The sequence below is a fragment of the Priestia sp. YIM B13552 genome, assembly GCF_042787775.1.
Lineage (GTDB): Bacteria > Bacillota > Bacilli > Bacillales > Bacillaceae_H > Priestia > Priestia megaterium_E.
The window spans coordinates 649,235-665,745 of record NZ_JBHZOU010000003.1 but is presented as its reverse complement, the minus strand read 5'-3'; the positions used below and the strand labels follow the sequence as shown (position 1 = coordinate 665,745).

17 protein-coding genes, 1 other RNA gene and 1 riboswitch are annotated in these 16,511 nt (G+C 38.6%); of the genes, 11 read left to right on the top strand and 7 right to left on the bottom strand.

Translation table 11 applies throughout. The annotated features are described in order from the left end of the window. Positions 1-36: 36 nt before the first annotated feature. On the bottom strand, positions 37-645 hold the full coding sequence (locus ACFX40_RS15505; protein WP_336116948.1) for a DNA-3-methyladenine glycosylase: 609 nt from the start codon (positions 643-645) through the stop codon (positions 37-39). A gap of 462 nt (positions 646-1,107) precedes the next feature. Between ACFX40_RS15505 and ACFX40_RS15500 the strand changes: the two genes are divergently transcribed. Continuing rightward, positions 1,108-2,607, top strand: a complete 1,500-nt coding sequence (locus tag ACFX40_RS15500) for a UDP-N-acetylmuramoyl-L-alanyl-D-glutamate--2,6-diaminopimelate ligase (protein WP_098249830.1) — start codon at positions 1,108-1,110, stop codon at positions 2,605-2,607. 97 nt (positions 2,608-2,704) lie between these two features. On the opposite strand, the gene ACFX40_RS15495 is transcribed toward ACFX40_RS15500, so the two are convergent. Next, a complete protein-coding gene (locus ACFX40_RS15495; protein ID WP_098249829.1) occupies positions 2,705-3,211 on the bottom strand; it encodes a hypothetical protein in 507 nt (168 codons plus the stop codon). A gap of 169 nt (positions 3,212-3,380) precedes the next feature. Here ACFX40_RS15495 and ACFX40_RS15490 point away from each other — a divergent pair, with 169 nt between their 5' ends. The 5 genes from ACFX40_RS15490 (at position 3,381) to thiE (ending at position 7,914) form a co-directional block, all read left to right on the top strand. Then, complete coding sequence (locus ACFX40_RS15490) at positions 3,381-3,845, top strand: GNAT family N-acetyltransferase (protein ID WP_060745754.1); 465 nt, start codon at positions 3,381-3,383, stop codon at positions 3,843-3,845. A 317-nt stretch (positions 3,846-4,162) separates the two neighbouring features. Continuing rightward, positions 4,163-4,762, top strand: a complete 600-nt coding sequence (locus ACFX40_RS15485) for a TetR/AcrR family transcriptional regulator (RefSeq protein WP_028408685.1) — start codon at positions 4,163-4,165, stop codon at positions 4,760-4,762. 96 nt (positions 4,763-4,858) lie between these two features. Next, positions 4,859-6,076 (top strand): MFS transporter, encoded by a 1,218-nt coding sequence (locus tag ACFX40_RS15480; RefSeq protein WP_028408684.1) that lies wholly within the window; start codon positions 4,859-4,861, stop codon positions 6,074-6,076. A 191-nt stretch (positions 6,077-6,267) separates the two neighbouring features. Next, positions 6,268-6,376: riboswitch (TPP riboswitch) on the top strand. A gap of 73 nt (positions 6,377-6,449) precedes the next feature. After that, on the top strand, positions 6,450-7,256 hold the full coding sequence (thiM, locus tag ACFX40_RS15475) for a hydroxyethylthiazole kinase (protein WP_377255490.1): 807 nt from the start codon (positions 6,450-6,452) through the stop codon (positions 7,254-7,256). A 13-nt stretch (positions 7,257-7,269) separates the two neighbouring features. Next, positions 7,270-7,914 carry a thiamine phosphate synthase gene (gene thiE / locus ACFX40_RS15470; protein WP_098249826.1) on the top strand — a complete coding sequence of 215 codons (645 nt, stop codon included), beginning with the start codon at positions 7,270-7,272 and terminating at the stop codon, positions 7,912-7,914. Positions 7,915-7,942: 28 nt separating this feature from the next. Here thiE and ACFX40_RS15465 read toward each other — a convergent pair whose 3' ends face one another. The 3 genes from ACFX40_RS15465 to ACFX40_RS15455 form a co-directional block, all read right to left on the bottom strand. Continuing rightward, positions 7,943-8,371: a pyridoxamine 5'-phosphate oxidase family protein gene (locus ACFX40_RS15465; protein WP_013082985.1), complete on the bottom strand. Its 429-nt coding sequence runs from the start codon at positions 8,369-8,371 to the stop codon at positions 7,943-7,945. Positions 8,372-8,517: 146 nt separating this feature from the next. After that, positions 8,518-8,695, bottom strand: a non-coding RNA gene (gene ssrS / locus ACFX40_RS15460) — 6S RNA. 109 nt (positions 8,696-8,804) lie between these two features. Continuing rightward, positions 8,805-9,425 carry a hypothetical protein gene (locus ACFX40_RS15455; protein WP_098525117.1) on the bottom strand — a complete coding sequence of 207 codons (621 nt, stop codon included), beginning with the start codon at positions 9,423-9,425 and terminating at the stop codon, positions 8,805-8,807. 153 nt (positions 9,426-9,578) lie between these two features. Between ACFX40_RS15455 and ACFX40_RS15450 the strand changes: the two genes are divergently transcribed. Continuing rightward, positions 9,579-10,031 (top strand): helix-turn-helix transcriptional regulator, encoded by a 453-nt coding sequence (locus ACFX40_RS15450; RefSeq protein WP_176524092.1) that lies wholly within the window; start codon positions 9,579-9,581, stop codon positions 10,029-10,031. Positions 10,032-10,180: 149 nt separating this feature from the next. Here ACFX40_RS15450 and ACFX40_RS15445 read toward each other — a convergent pair whose 3' ends face one another. Then, on the bottom strand, positions 10,181-11,371 hold the full coding sequence (locus ACFX40_RS15445) for an anti-sigma factor (protein ID WP_060745750.1): 1,191 nt from the start codon (positions 11,369-11,371) through the stop codon (positions 10,181-10,183). After that, positions 11,368-11,862, bottom strand: a complete 495-nt coding sequence (locus ACFX40_RS15440; protein WP_016763958.1) for an RNA polymerase sigma factor — start codon at positions 11,860-11,862, stop codon at positions 11,368-11,370. Before ACFX40_RS15440 ends, ACFX40_RS15445 begins: the two co-directional genes overlap by 4 nt. 421 nt (positions 11,863-12,283) lie before the next feature. On the opposite strand from ACFX40_RS15440, the gene ACFX40_RS15435 reads away from it, so the two are divergent. The 4 genes from ACFX40_RS15435 to ACFX40_RS15420 all read left to right on the top strand — a co-directional run bounded on the left by ACFX40_RS15435 (position 12,284) and on the right by ACFX40_RS15420 (position 16,498). After that, positions 12,284-12,514: a YkvS family protein gene (locus ACFX40_RS15435; RefSeq protein WP_013056869.1), complete on the top strand. Its 231-nt coding sequence runs from the start codon at positions 12,284-12,286 to the stop codon at positions 12,512-12,514. 131 nt (positions 12,515-12,645) lie between these two features. Continuing rightward, positions 12,646-13,560, top strand: coding sequence for an AAA family ATPase (locus ACFX40_RS15430; RefSeq protein WP_043982189.1), 915 nt, complete (start codon positions 12,646-12,648; stop codon positions 13,558-13,560). An 11-nt stretch (positions 13,561-13,571) separates the two neighbouring features. Further along, on the top strand, positions 13,572-15,488 hold the full coding sequence (locus ACFX40_RS15425) for a vWA domain-containing protein (RefSeq protein WP_377255487.1): 1,917 nt from the start codon (positions 13,572-13,574) through the stop codon (positions 15,486-15,488). A 98-nt stretch (positions 15,489-15,586) separates the two neighbouring features. Continuing rightward, positions 15,587-16,498 (top strand): EamA family transporter, encoded by a 912-nt coding sequence (locus tag ACFX40_RS15420; RefSeq protein ID WP_060745747.1) that lies wholly within the window; start codon positions 15,587-15,589, stop codon positions 16,496-16,498. Positions 16,499-16,511: the final 13 nt, after the last annotated feature.

Below are 16,511 nucleotides of genomic sequence, written 5' to 3'. Positions count from 1 at the left end.
CTTTTATTTTCGTTAATAAATCAATTCGTCTTTTGTTCACCTGAACTTCGATACAAACGGGTGATTGGTAACCCAAAAGCGCCAAGGGTAATCCTTCGCTTCACCAGAATTATCAATGCCAACGCGAGGTCCGGCGGAAATCTCTGAAGGAGTGAAGCCACGAGCAATATAAAGAGGAGGGCTGGTTAAATCATGACCGTACAAATCCATTGAAACCCCTAGTGCTTTTGTTAGTTTCCCAGGACCGTTTGTCCAATTTATTTCATTTTCCATCCCTCGACGTCTATTTTTCATCAAATTTTTTCCGCTAAATGGCTCAATAGCTCGAATGAGGACGCCTTCTGGACAATCGATGTCGCTGCTTACAACATTGAGTAGACAATGTGTATGCATTGTATGCGTATAGGCATGACCAGGAGGACCGAACATGACCTCCGTCCTTTTTGTGCGCCGGTTATTAAAACTATGAGCTGCTCGGTCGAAAGGCCCTTTGTAAGCCTCTGTTTCTACAATAAAACCAGAGGCAGTTCCTTCTGCCGTTTCGTGAACAAGAAGACATCCTAACAGCGACTGAGCTAATTCAAGTGTAGGCTGTTGATAAAATAAAAGAGGAAGTGGTTCAATCGCTAAAAGAGAACGCTTCATTTGCTGTAGTCCATCCTTTCAAAACAGAGTCATTCACGCTGTTATGCGCACCTTTTATTATGATGTTTTCTTTATTATTTTGCAAAGGAAGGCACTGATTAATACAGTAATCTTTCTTACCTCACTTTCAAGTATTTATCATGATTCAACTTACTCTATGAAATTATTTTATTTTAAAGAATGGTTTCGTTTTGCACGTATAGGGGGAATATTTTACTACAATGCTTCGCTTTTGCTGCTGGTATGATATACACAGTTCATCCATATTTTACATACTTTTAGTTTTAAAAAATAGTGATCCGTCTTTTCTTTATTTTCGTTCTACACATGAAAGCAAAATAAGAAGATTGAATTGTAGAAAGTTCTTTATAAATGGAAATAAAGAAAAAATATCCTTCAAAGAGTATTTAAGGGATTTTAGAACATATTAAAAATAAAATTTATACACTGTGAGGAATAGCTATGAACATCCACTTTGATACATTAATGAACTTATCAATTAAACATATTTTTGGGCCTGCATCTCAAACGATCAACCATTTGACATATCACTCAAAGCAGGTTTACGACGGATCAGTATTTTTTAGTATAAAAGGTGAAAATGAAGATGGACATCAATATATTAAAGAAGCTATAGCTAGAGGAGCCGTAGCAGTCTTTGGGACAAGCATTGAGGAGCTGCGTCTTTTGAGCACTCAGTATTCTCACTGTACGTTTTTAGCTGTTGATGACGTTCGCAAAGTAATGGCCTCTTTTTCTAAAATGTATTTTGATTATACGGATGAAAAAATTGAGACAATTGGCGTTACAGGTACAAATGGTAAAACAACCGTAGCAGCTTACGTAAGGTCGCTTTTAACTCTTTTAAAATTGCCGACAGGATCGATTGGCACGACCGGCATTTGGTCATCAAAGAAGAAGTTAGTTTATAAAAAAAGTACGCCTACAACACCTGAATCGGTAGACTTGCATAAAATTTTTTATGATTTGTATACACGAGGCGATGAAGCGGCAGTGATGGAAGTATCTTCAATTGCGATTGATCAGCAGCGAGTAGAAGATATTTATTTTGATGTCGCCATTCACACAAATCTTTCAGAAGAGCACTTAGAGTATCATAAAACGTTTGAGCACTATAAAAAATGCAAGATGAAATTATTTCAGCAGGCAAAACATGCCGTTATTAATATAGATGATCAGGACATGGGTAAAGACTTGAGCAGGCTATTTGAAGGACCTAAAGTCACGTATAGCTTATTAAATAATGCGGAGGCAACTCTGCAAGCAAAAAACATTACTGTCAAAGAAGGGGGCTCTTTCTTTGATTTACTTTATAAAGGACAGTCATACAAAGTAGCAGTGCCTGTATATGGCGATTACAACATTGCTAACGTGCTAGCGGCCATTGGTACAGCTCTTCATTTTGAATACCACATTGAAGATATTATTAGCGTGCTTCCTAAATTGGAAAGTCCAGAAGGACGCTTTCAAGTGATAGAAGGTCCTAATAACCAAAAAGTGATTTTAGACTATGCCCATACGCCTGTTGCCCTTACGCGTTTAGTAGAAGAAGTAAAAAAGATGGAGTATAACCAGCTCATTGTCATGATTGCAGGGATCGGCATTCGAGATTTTAATAAAATGCCTAAAATGGCGCGTGTCATTGAAGGAAAAACTGATGAAATTGTCGTAACTGTTGATCATCCAGGTCATCATGATCCGAACGTGATTGTAGATCAAGTAATGACAGGTTTTTCAAATCCAAGCGCAAGTAATATTCACCGTGCCCCTACTCGAACAGAAGGAGTATTAAAGTCGCTTTCTTTAGGAAAGCCGAATGATATTATTTTACTTACAAGCGGCTGTATTAACGGCGCTCAGCTTGTAAAAGGAAACGAAATTCCGCATTCAGATGAAGAAATTATTGCCTCTTATTATGCATCGTTAAGCAATATTTCCTAATACTCTTCTTCATTTATCGAACGAACGTGGAGAAATTGAAACAGCATACGAAAGAAGGTCTCTTACTATTTTTAGAGACCTTCTTTTTGCATCAAAACTATAGGCTGTTTTCTCGCTGTGTTTTTAGTTCTTCAATTTTTACATCATGTTCTTTAGCCAGCTTTTTAATAGCGGCATTGTAATCGCGTATCCCTTTTCGTGCCTCATCAAGCATAGCGTTTGCCTCAGCAATAAGGTTGCGGTCCTGCTTTTCTAAAGCGCTGACAATTTTAATGAAAGCATTATACTGGGTATTGGCAGCCTTTATATAGCCTTCATGAACCTTTCGAAGATCGTCGGTTTCTACATCGATGTTTTCGAGTTCGTCGACAAATTTACGATAGGTAGGAATGACTTCACTCGTCATCGTATCATACATCACTGCGTCACTTGTGTAGTTAGCGCCTGTAACAGAATCGTATGCGTCAATCGCTTCTTTTTCAAGCTGAGCGGCTTTTTTTAAATCTTGATTGTTATAGTCGATTAAATCATCTTGAACAGGATCACTAAAGCAGGCGGATAATAAAAACAAAAGAGGGACAAGACAAAATAAAACCTTCTTCAACGAATTTCACCTCCGTTTAACAATGTATGAAACATCTGCTTGGCAAAGTCGATTTTAATAACTGTGAAAAAGAAGGGAGTGTATAAAAGGATTTTTAAAGGTTGACAGTGAATTTATTCATAAGTAGGTTTGTAGTTGACCGCCCGTTAGTAGCAGGAAGGAAGAGAAAATGATTAAAATAAAAAGAGACCACTTAACGAACAATGAAGTTATTGAACTAGTAAGTTCTCACCTTCAAGGAATGAACTTACATTCACCTCCTGAAAGTATTCATGCTCTAAATATTGAAAGCTTAAAACACCGTGATATTACGTTTTGGAGCGTGTGGGAAGACAGACAGCTAGCAGGGTGCGGGGCTATAAAAGAGCTAGATGAGCATCACGGAGAAATTAAATCGATGCGAACAGCCGCGGCTCATTTGCGAAAAGGCATTGCTAGGGAGCTGCTGCAGTACATAATAAATGAAGCGAAAAAACGAGGATACCGACGCTTAAGCTTAGAAACAGGATCCGCTTCTGCTTTTGAACCGGCTAGAAAGCTATACGCCAGTTTTGGGTTTTACGAGTGCGAACCGTTTTCTACCTACAAAGAAGATCCATACAGTGTATTTATGACAAAGAAATTGAATGATTGATTAAAAGAGGCCGGAACAAAAGTATTTTAGTCAAAGAAGATCCGAACGATGAATCAAAATTTTTGATGAAGAATCCAACTCGTTCGGATTTTTTTATGGTGATGGTGAACGTAGGTTTCATATATGCAGTGGCTTCTAGCGGTTGATTTAGTTATGTCTCAACCTCTTTGTTTTTTGTTTTGTCATAATTCATATAAAAAGGTATAAACTAGATTTTTTCACTAGACAAAAAGGATTTTCCTATGTAGTATAGGTGTCAGATAATACAAAACGAATGTTCAGTATAAATAATAAATGTGCCGGGCGGTGGAAATAGCTTGAATAAAAAAAAGCTTCAAAGTGAACAAACCAAAAGAAAAGTGGCAGATGCCGCTAAAGCATTGTTTTCTCAAAAAGGCTATAAAGCTACATCTATTGAGGAAATTGTAGAAGCTACGGGAAGCAGTAAAGGGAATATTTATTATCACTTTAAAAGTAAAGAAGGGCTTTTTCTCTATTTAATAGACGAATGGGATCTCGAGTGGGAACGCAACTGGAAAGAAAGAGAGTCTCTTTACAAAACAACAAGAGATAAGCTTTTTGGAATTGCGGAGCAAATCATTTTAGATGATTTAAATCATCCTCTTACGAAAGCCGCCGATGAGTTTTTTAACAACGAGGAAAAGGGCAGCGACATCGAAGAGCGAATTGATGAGATGGTGAAACGACACGTGGAGTTTAACCGGGAGCTTTTGCAAAAAGGCATTGATGAAGGAGAGTTTTCTCCTAAAAATGCAGAACAGCTTGCAGTGATTTTAGAAGGGCTGTTTGTTGGAATGAGCCGCATGTCTCGAAAAACGAACACGGAAAATGCCCTGAAGCTTTACCATTCAGCAATCGATGTATTTTTAAACGGAATCATAGCAAGGTCTTCTTAAATAATCGGGGATGCTTATTGCGGTAATGAGTAATCCCTCATTATTTTGTATTTTTATAGACCGAACGTTCAGTATTTTTGTAATCAGGAGGTTTATATGTCATTATTGTTAAGAAATCGAGCGGCGATTTTGCTGCTCATGCTAAATATTTTTATTGTTTTTACAGGAATCGGTCTCGTTATTCCAATTATGCCAACATATATGACGGAGCTTCATATCAACGGCAGCGTGATGGGGCTTTTAGTAGCGGTGTTTTCACTGACTCAATTTTTGTTTTCACCTTTAGCGGGTCGGTTATCAGATTCGTTAGGGAGAAAGAAAATTATTGTAGCGGGAATGATTGTTTTTGCCTTGTCTGAATGGTTCTTTGGTTCAGTGAGTACACCTCTTTTATTATTTGTATCGAGAATGTTAGGCGGGGTTGGGGCCGCGCTCATTATGCCTGCTGTTATGGCCTATACAGCGGACGTGACGTCTGCTAAAGAACGCGCTAAAGGAATGGGCTATGTGACGGCGGCGATTACAACAGGATTTATTATTGGACCCGGTATCGGCGGCTTTTTAGCTGAATACGGCATGCGTGTACCATTTTATATGGCCGCAGTAGCAGGAGGCTTGGCTGCAGTGATTACGCTTCTTGTTTTGCCAGAGTCTCGTCCTGTACAAAATCATACTGTTTCAAACAATGAGAATCCAAAAGAAGAGCGGCTGCTACTGCAGCTTATGAATTCTTATAAAGAACCTTATTTTTTAAGTTTAATTATTGTTTTTGTGACATCGTTTGGATTATCCAATTATGAAACGATTTTTTCACTATTTGTTGATCATAAATTTAGCTTTACGCCAAAAGATATTGCGTTTGTTATTACGTTTGGCTCTATTGCGGGGGCTGTAGTGCAGGTTACGATTTTTGGGTGGATTTTAAATAAATTTGGTGAAAAAAGAGTGATTTCGTTTTGCTTGATGATGACGGGACTTTTTATTTTACTTACGCTATTTGTGCACACGTACTGGCTTATTATTGTTGTGACATTTATCGTTTTTTTAGCAACAGATATTTTACGTCCGGCAATCAGCACGCAAATGTCGATGATGGCACAAGACGACCAAGGATATGTAGCCGGACTAAATTCTGCTTATACAAGTCTTGGAAATATTATTGGCCCCGTTGTAGCAGGCTTTCTCTTTGATATAAACATTAATTATCCGTACGTATCAGCTGCACTTGTACTGCTTCTTTGTTTTCTTTTATCTTTAAGAGCAGGGAAGGACAGAAAAACAGCTGTGAGAAATCAAGCGGTTCAAGAGAAATAACCATAAGGAAAAATGATAGAATTCTTAGGGAATAGAAGACCTCCAGTAGCTTACTGGAGGTCTTTTGATTATTCTTTTAGGAATGGTGTAAGGTTTAAAGCGCCACTCAGCCTATAGAGAAGCTTTATTTTATCGGCAAAACAGTGAAATGGTTGCAAATAAAAAAGGTTAATAGTAAACTTTAAACGTAACAAGAATAGTATGGGAGCTTGCGCGGGGCAGGCTGAGAGTACAGGGACGCCTGTTGACCATTTGAACCTGTTGGATAATGCCAGCGCAGGGAATGTGAGTACATACCAAAGCACTTTGCGCATGCAAGGTGCTTTTTTGTCTTTTTTGCAGTGTTAAAACTAAATGAAAAGAGTGAAAAAACATGGATATTAGTAAAATTTCAGCTCAATTAGAGAAAGTAAGAGACATAAGTCCGCTTGTTCATAATATTACGAATGTTGTGGTAACCAACTTTACAGCAAATGGACTGCTTGCACTAGGAGCTTCACCTGTTATGGCTTATGCGAAAGAAGAAGTGGCTGACATGGCACGAATCGCCGGAGCGCTTGTCTTAAATATGGGTACACTGACGGCTCAAGAAGTAGAAGCGATGAGAATAGCAGGAAAATCAGCAAATGAAAATGGCGTGCCGGTTATTTTCGATCCTGTAGGAGCCGGAGCGACACCGTTTCGTACAGAAGTAGCACGTCAGCTTGTAGAAGAATTAAATATGGCAGTTATTCGTGGTAACGCTGCTGAAGTTGCGAATGTAGTAGGCGAGTCATGGCTCATTAAAGGCGTTGATTCATTAGAAGGGCAAGGAGACATCATTGAACTTGCTGAGAAAGCAGCGAACAAATTAGATACAGTGATTGTTATCACGGGTAAACAAGATGTAATCACAGATGGAAACAAAACGTATACAGTAGACAACGGTCACCCGTTATTTACGAAAGTGACGGGGACTGGATGTCTGCTGACATCAATTATAGGAGCTTTCGCTGCTGTAGAAAAAGAATATGTCGAGGCAAGCGTTGCTGCTTTAAGTTTTTACGGAGTGGCAGGTGAAATCGCCGCAGCGAAAAAAGGTGAAGAAGGGCCGGGAAGCTTTCAAATTGAGCTGTTAAACCAGCTTCATCTTTTATCTGGGCAGGATATTGAATCATATGCAAGAGTACATCAACGTTAAAAGGAGCCGGAAAATGACAAACAAAGAAATCAAAAAGCTGCTGCAAGTTTATTTTATAATGGGCAGCAATAACTGTACAAAAGATCCGAGAGCAGTGTTGAAAGAAGCAATTGAAGGCGGCGTTACTGTGTTTCAATTCCGTGAAAAAGGCGAGGGTGCCCTAACAGGAGAAGCGAAATATCAGCTGGCGAAGGAACTTCAGCAAATTTGTCAGCAGCACAGCGTTCCTTTTATTGTGAATGATGATCTTGACTTAGCGATCCGCTTACAAGCAGATGGCGTTCATATTGGACAAGAAGATGAAAAAGCTCATATTGTTCGAGAGAAAATAGGAAAAGGAATTGTAGGCGTCTCTGTTCATAATGTACAAGAGCTGCAGCAAGCGATAAAAGACGGGGCGGATTATGTAGGAATGGGACCTGTTTTTCCTACGTCTACAAAAAAAGACGCAAAAGCAGTGCAAGGTACAAAGTTAATTGAAGAAGTGCGAAACCAGAATATTGACTTTCCAATTGTAGGAATCGGCGGGATCACGCCTGAAAATGCCAAACAAGTAGTAGAAGCAGGTGCAGATGGCGTTTCTATTATTACCGCGATTAGCTTAGCAGCGTCTCCAAAAGAAAAAGCAGCTCAATTGAAAGAAGCGGTAGGAAAATAAAAAAAGCGCACACTGTGCGCTTTTTTTATTATAGCTGAACAGTTTGAGGAGTTTCTTCGCCTTCATTCATAAAGCGAATTTCGTTCGGCGTAATTTCAAGAACAACATACTCAGGGTCATTTGGACCGTCAAACCATTCTTTCATGTGATCGTTCCATATACGTCCTTTTAATTGATCACCAGTACGAAGAACAGCTGTACCAGATAATTCTAAGTATTGATCGCCATATCCTTCGCCGCTGTAGCCCAATAGTACGTGCACGTTCGGATTGGCTTCGATTTCTTCTGCCTTATGTGTATTGATATTTGTTGGTGTGTAAAGAGCGATACCATCTTCATCGCTAAAGAATGTCATATAGCGAGAGTGGGGTTTGTTGTTTACAACTGTAGCTAATGTTCCTACACGATTTCCTTCTAATACTTCGTTTACTTTTTTAGCAATTTTTTGTTCATTCATTTTATCCATCTCCTTTATTACTTTTTATGTTCCTCAATCGAAGATAAATAAAACATACATGTCTAAAAAAAATATAAGTTAACAATAAAATAATTATGTAAACTAATAAAATAAAAAATAAAAAAGCTAGCTACAGCTAACTAAAAAATAAGCCCGCACTGCCGTAACCCTAAGTGTCTTAAATACCCAGATCTACTAGGTGGGTGCCCTCATAGCCGGGTTTAGCGTCCCAAGAAGGGCGTGCTATCTGCAGCTAAATTTTGAGCTCCCTTTTAACACTCAAAGGTTTAAGACAACATGAGTATACGCACAGCGCAGGTATGTATAACAAATGTAAATAAGATGCCGATATATAAATGTTTTCTAATTAATCAACTTTCATCGTACAAGAAATGATTATAACGGAATAATGAATGGAACGCAAGACTTTTATTTAAAGTTTTTCTTCTCTAACATCTTGGCGGGGAAGCAGTAACAAAATAAGAAAAGGGCCGGCAACTGGAATGAAACATAAAAGAAGGTAAGGCCGGGATGCTATCCTTTCTTTTGTCATAACGGAGTAAGAAAGCCACATTAAAACAAAAAAATCAGCGGTCATCACGCTAACAAGCTGTGACTGCATAAAAGCTTCTCCATAAGCTTTTATTGAACCTATGGATAGTCCGTATACGTAACCTGCAATCGTGAGCGCTAAGCATAGTCCAATCCATAGACGAGAAGAAATGATAGTAATGAAACGTGAAGGAATACGCGAATGTTTTCGAACTTTTTGTCCTTTCCAATGATAATAGAACAAAAGAGAAAAAGCTCCAACCCCAAATGATAGAAGAGAAAATGGCCATCCAGGCAGTTTGTATGTATCTTTTTTACAGATCATTACCATAAACAATATTGGGAAAAGTCCCAAAAAAGAGAATACCATAACCACGAGCGGATCTACCTGTTGAAAATTTCCTGTGATAAGTTTTTTAAACAGTAAATCATCAGAGGCGCTTGCTCCCGGAGCTAGTAGAAAGGCGTATAGTACAAGCACAGCCCATACAATGATATACATATTCTCAACTCCTTTTAATTGTTTTAGTGTACAAAAACCATTTCAGTATATTTCCCCGTCTTGTGACGAAGGGAAACGCTTGAAACTCTTCTTTAATTAGGTGTAATATTACACTAAAGAAATGTACGTGTATAGAAAGAAAGGGCTGTGAAAATGAATAAACAAAAAGTAATTAAATCAGTATCGGATAAAATACGATTAATTCGTTTAGAAAGAAACTATTCACAAGACAGAATGGCTGAAGTCATTGGTATTTCCAAAAAAACATTGGTTCAAATTGAAAAAGGGCGCACGGAAGCAGGGTGGACGACCACTGTTGCAGTATGCGGTTTGTTTGGTGACAGTGAAATCCTTCAATCGGTTTTAGGAGACGTTCCTTTAGAAGTAGTAGAAATCATTGCTCATAACGGCGTATCTTCTCCAAAAGATAAAACGCTCGGAGGAAGAGTATGGTGGAAAGAAATTCAAAAAGAAGGCTCTTTTCGTCTGCAGCAAAATATGATTAGTCAGCACTATCGCATTTTAGATGACCAAGACTATCGATGGTTTAGTTCATTTGATAAAAGCGAAGCGGTAAAAAGGTTTGAACAATTAACGAATGAATAAAAAGAGGCCGGGACATAACAAAATCACTGCGTATATGAAACCTACATTCACTCTACTCATAAAAAAATCCGAACGAATTTGATTCTCCATCAGGAGTCTTGATTCATCGTTCGGATTTTTCTTCCACTGCTATACTTTTGTCTCGGCCTCTACTGATTCATTAACGTACCTGACGAGGGACGACTGAACCAATTCCATAGCTCTACATCTCCAAGTGACGCATATGTGATCGACGGATCATTTTTTAATTTCAGCAGTTTTTTTGTAGGCCCTGTAATCACAACGCCGTACACACCGACGCCGTGTTTTTTTACATAAGAATATCGCTGCTTTAGCAACAGATCGGAATGGTCTAGCTGGCGAACTTTTTGGACCGTTTCTTCATTATCGGCTAATAGTTTCATCATATTTAAAACGTTCGACTTGCTAGTAGAGTGGGTTTGATTTCCTTTGTGATCGTAAGGTAAGTCTAGAAACTCTGGAAAGCCAAATGTTGATGTTAAGTCAATTAATGGCTCGTCTTTTGTACTTGTTTTTTGTTCGTGCCCTGTATTAAGCGCGTACCAAGAGGTAGAAAAATCACGGCTGTCGATGGCGCTCATTTTTTGCTGAACTTCTTTTAGCGAATACGTATCATCAAAAGAAATAGCCACTTCGCTTACCGTTCCTTTTGGTAGATTTTCTAATGCTTTCCATGTTTCATTCGTCCATTCCTTATACTCTTTTGCATGTAGCTTTAATTTTTTTGGATCCGGATAGACAAAAGAAAGGTTAAGATCGTATTTGCCGCCGGAAAATTCTTTTTCTACACCGCTTGTTTTATCAAACAGCTGATGAAATGTAAACGTCCCAATGGCCTGCTCTTCACGTCCAATTTGCTTATAAGCTTCCATTTGCGACTGCATGCGGAAGAAGGACTGTGTATCAGAAGTGGTTTCACGTATATGAACGTTCGGAAAAGCAGATTCGATAGCTGCTTGATTCACGCTGTTTATGTATTCGGTTTTTGATTGATGATAATATACAATAGATAAAAAGCTGCCGATTATCCATAGCAGAACGACAGAGCCAATGACAGTTGTCACATTTGAAAGGCGCTGCTTCCATTTGGCGATATAAATGGACTTTTTAACTTTTTTATTATCCAACATCGTATCGTCACTTAGTGAAGTAGCTGGTGAAGTTGGCGGTAACGGTTCATCTTCGGTTAGCAAGTGCTCCAAATGAGCTGAGCATGCTTCACAATTTTCCGTATGTTCTTCAAGTGTTTCTGCTTCTTTGTCTGTCAAAGTGCCGTTTTTATATTTTTCCCATTGATGCTTCATATCTTGACAGCTCATCCGTCCTCTTCCTTTCTTTTTTTCAATTGTTGACGACCACGATACAAGTCCATTTTCACTTTTGACAGAGTATAGCCAGTCATTTCTGCAATCTCTTCATATGTGAAGCCGTGATAATCTCGTAACAGTACAATATTCTGCTTAGCCGGAGGCAAAGCAGATACATCAGAAAGCCAGCCGTCGATTTCACTTTGAATCATCACTTGTTCTTCAGCACTTGGCTGAGGAGTAAAGTGCCATTCTTCTATTTCGACAGTAGGGCGTTTTTTTTCTTTTCGATACCAGTCAATAAAGGCGTGATAAGCAATTTTGAACAGCCAAGGCTTCACTTCCTCGCCTTTATATGTTTCTAAGTGTAAAAGTGCCCGGTAAAAGGTCTCCTGCATTAAATCTTCCGCTGATTCTTTTCTGCGAGTAAGAGAGAGAAGATAGCGAAGCAAATCATGCATGTGCTGTTTATAAATGTGTTCAAAGTTATGCTGTTGTGCCATTTTCTCCCCCTTTCATTTAATCAACGCAATTTGTGGATAAAAGTTTCGGTTTTTTTATCAAAAATCGTATGTAATAGATAAAAGATGCTTAAAATACGATATATAGCTTATCACACTAAAAAGAAAATCATATGAAATTCGACATAATTCCGTGTAATTTGTCATTTTTTTAAAAAACTAAAGGGTAATTGGTGTTCGAAGGAAACAGAAAATGTTATGATAGAACGAGGATGTGCTCTTACAAAAAACAGCTACATACATAATAAAAAATACAGCGTTTGTTTGCAAAGTAAAAATGGACAAACACATGGTGTTTAACCATAGATGTTTGTGGGAAAATAAACTAAGTATTTTCAACAAAAAGTAAATTAAATTGTGTTTTCACTTATAAAAAACACGGTAAATTGGAAAAGGTGGGGTCATGATGGACGTAGAAAATACACAAGGTACAGAGGAACAAGCACCTAAAGTCAAAGCAGCTAAAGTTGGCGATACGATTCAGCCAAAAAAAGGCGACTATAAAGGATTTAAAGGAATTGTTATGGTAGTGCGAGACAATTCGGTTATCGTAGATTTTGGGAAAGATGCTGAAACGGGCGAATCCATGAAAACAGTTGTTAATCATAAAAACTATAAAATCGTAAAAAAGTAGGTGAATAACCTACTTTTTTTTACTGAATATATGTTTGAAGACTGCGATTTTTCTATCCGAAACCTTAGAGAAAAGCGTAGGTAAAGCAATTCTTTGAGAAGAAGAATGTTTTTTAGTAAACTATAGAAAGTATGCAGAAAGAAAGGATTTTTGTTATGTCAATTCAACTATCACAATTATCATTACCACAAGAGGTTCTTTCGCTTTTAGCGAATCGTAAATATGAAAATTTGTCCGATGCTGATCAGCTATTAATTGGAAAAGGCGGCTATACAGCAGAAGAAGCAGATATTTTAGAAGATGCCATTATTGCTTTGTCACTAGGGAAAAACGTACTTTTAAAAGGGCCAACAGGTTCAGGTAAAACAAAGCTTGCTGAAACACTGTCGCATTTATTTTCTCAGCCGATGCATAGCGTTAACTGCTCGGTTGACTTAGATGCAGAAGCGCTGCTTGGTTTTAAAACAATTGCTGAACAAGAAGGGAAAACAGGTATTGAGTTTGTGGAAGGACCTGTTATTCAGGCAATGAAAAAAGGCCATTTACTATATATTGATGAAATTAACATGGCTAAACCTGAAACACTTCCTATTTTAAACGGCGTTCTTGACTACCGGAAAATGATTACGAACCCATTTACTGGAGATGTAGTACGCGGTCAGCAAACGTTCGGCGTAGTAGCAGCTATTAATGAGGGATATGTTGGTACCGTTCCATTAAACGAAGCGTTAAAAAATCGTTTTGTTGTTATTGAAGTGCCGTATATTCAAGGAGGCAGCTTAAAGCAAGTTCTGATGTCTCAGTCTCAGTTAAAAGACGAAAAATTAATTGATAAATTTGTCACGCTCTCTGCAGATTTAATTACTCAAGTTCAAAGCGGCCATGTATCAGAAGAAGCTGCGTCTATTCGTGCGCTTATTGATACGTGTGATTTAGCTCTTTATATGCCGCCTCTTCGCGCGATTAGACGCGGTATTATTGAAAAGCTAGAAGATGAAAGGGAAAAAGCCGCCATTCAAAATATTGCTGAAACATTATTTGAGTAAGGAGTGGCGCTATGCGATTTATTAAATTTAACGACAAAAATGTAGATTCCTTTCTCTATATGGAGCTGGCGGATTTAACGAAAACATTAACAAAAAATGATGAAATTGAAGTAGAGTATCGCGTTTCTTCTTATTATGATCCTGTACACGGCATTATTTATCTCAGTCACTTTTGGGATAACCGTCCAGAAGAAGACAAAGTGTACGGCTTAAAAAGTGATGTATTTTTAAGAAGTATTGGAAGCTATAAGCATTCAAACTTCAAAGAAATTAATGCATATTTAAAGAAAATAAATAAAACCTCGGTACCTAGCTTAGCTAAGCAGCTGTTTATGCTGTTTGAAGATATTCGTTTAGAAGAAGTATGCAAACGCGAACGCCCTGGAACGAAAAAAGCCTTCGCCGTCAGAAGACAGCTCTACAGAAAATATTTTGCTACACAAATGAGCGCAAATTTAACAAAAAGCGTGTATACGGATGCACTTTTTAACGGCATCTACTTGCTATTGACGGCCGAAAATCCATTTGAAGAAATTCCTTCAATGAGTGAATCGATTAATTTAGCGATGACTTTTATTCGCAGACAGCTAACAAACGTATATGAAGCTAAAACAACAAAAGATGTATCGCGCATCTGTCTTGAACTTGTAGATGTTTTTGATGATATTATTGAAAAAGATATGCTTAATACTTATTTCTTCTTGGCTGAACTTCAGTATGATCAGTTAGAAGAAGGGTTAACATTTGAAGATTTAAAGCGCAAAGATTCATTAGTGAACGATGATATTTTAGAGCATGAAAAAGACGGAGATGAAGACATTCACGAAGAGAAAATGGAAATGTGGCATCGAGAGACAAGCGAAGCGACGCAAAGTTTTCTACAGTTTGATATGGATCAAGGCTCAAAAACAGACATGCTAGGCGATGGTGTTCGTGAAGGCGACGATGGAGATCAAGCAATGGGCATGGTGCAAGGGTCTTCTCAAAAAACATCGCGCAACGATTATTCTCAAATCGAAGCCATGGAGCAAACGCACCCGGAAAAAGACGGGGAAGCGGATTATGAGTATGGGAAAGAAAATAAGCATGCCTATGCTGTTTTTGTAGATTCTAAACTTCCGAACGACGATCACGTTGTTCAGTATGATGAGAATAAAAAAATCATTGCATCGTATCAAAAGAAATTAAAGCAAATGATTGAAAAAACGCTTGAACATAAAAAAACGCTTCCTAGAAGCGAGCTGCACTTTGGCCGATTAAATAAAAAGCTTCTAAAACTATGGACAGATGACAATCCTCGTTTGTTTTATAAAAAAGATGAAGATTCTGCGCAAATTGATGCCGTCTTTTCTCTTTTAGTTGACTGTTCCGCATCAATGTACGACAAAATGGATGAAACGAAGCTTGGGATTACGCTATTTCATGAAGCGTTAAAATCCGTTATGGTGCCTCATCAAATTGTAGGGTTTTGGGAAGATACAAATGATGCCACCGAAACGAGCCAGCCTAACTACCTGCAGACAGTTATGGACTTTCAAGCATCGTTAAAGCGCAAAAGCGGTCCTGAAATTATGCAGCTTGAGCCCGAAGAAGACAACCGTGATGGATTTGCCATTCGCCATATGACACGCCGCTTGCTTCAGCGTTCTGAACAGCAGAAGTTTTTACTTGTGTTTTCAGACGGTGAACCAGCCGCTATGGGATATGAACAAAATGGTATTGTAGATACGCACGAAGCGGTATTAGAAGCACGCAAGCACGGAATTGAAGTCATCAACGTCTTTTTATCCAACGGGGAAATTGATGAAGGACAAAAGAAAACCATTCAAAATATGTACGGGAAATATAGTATTCTAGTACCAAACATCGAAGAACTTCCCGATGTGCTATTTCCTTTACTCAAGAAATTACTTCATAAAAGCATTTAAAAAAGTCGAAGCATATTGCTTCGACTTTTTTTGCTATTGACCGTTAAAGAGGAGCGAGGTAAGTTAAATATATATGAAAAAGAGAGAAGGAATGGCAAGTGGAAGGAGTTCAAACGTCATCTAGAAGAGCATGGGGGCTACTGCTTGTAATCATTGGTGCCACAATGTGGGGAGTATCTGGCACGGTGGCTCAATATTTATTTCAGCATAAAAGTTTTAACGCAGAGTGGCTGGTTGTCGTTCGTATGTTAGTATCCGGATTGCTGCTTTTGGCAATAGCCTCTAAGCAGCGCAATATTTTTGCAATTTGGAAAACAAAAGAAGAGAGGACTTCGCTGCTTTTGTTTGGTGTAATCGGTATGCTCGGCGTGCAGTATACATATTTTGCAGCTATTGAAGCAGGAAACGCTGCTACAGCTACAGTGCTTCAATATACGTCGCCAATATTTATTATTGGCTATTTAGCTGTGCAAGCAAGAAAGTGGCCGGTGAAAGTAGAAATGATTTCTGTTGCGCTCGTCATAACGGGGACCTTTTTTCTTGCAACAAGCGGGAATTTTAACGAGCTGTCTATTACAGGATGGGCGTTGTTTTGGGGAATTGGGGCAGCTGTGACGTCTGCTTTTTATACGCTTCAGCCTAAGCGTCTTCTTGCGAAATGGAGCTCAATTGAAGTAGTAGGCTGGGGAATGGTGATAGGCGGTGCAAGTTTTTCGTTTATTCACCCGCCGTGGCATATAGCAGGTGAGTGGTCGCTATTGTCGCTGTGTGCGGTGTTATTTGTAATCATCTTCGGAACGCTCATTGCATTTTATTGCTATTTGGAAAGTTTGAAGCATATTAGCGCTTCTGAAGCCATTGTTCTTGCTTCAGCAGAGCCTTTATCAGCAGCGGCGCTCTCTGTTCTATGGCTTCATGTGACGTTTGGATGGACGGAATGGTTAGGTACGATTCTTATTATCGCTACGGTATTTTTACTTTCTCAGCGAAAGCCAGAGGTGACATCATAAGTAAAAAGGACTT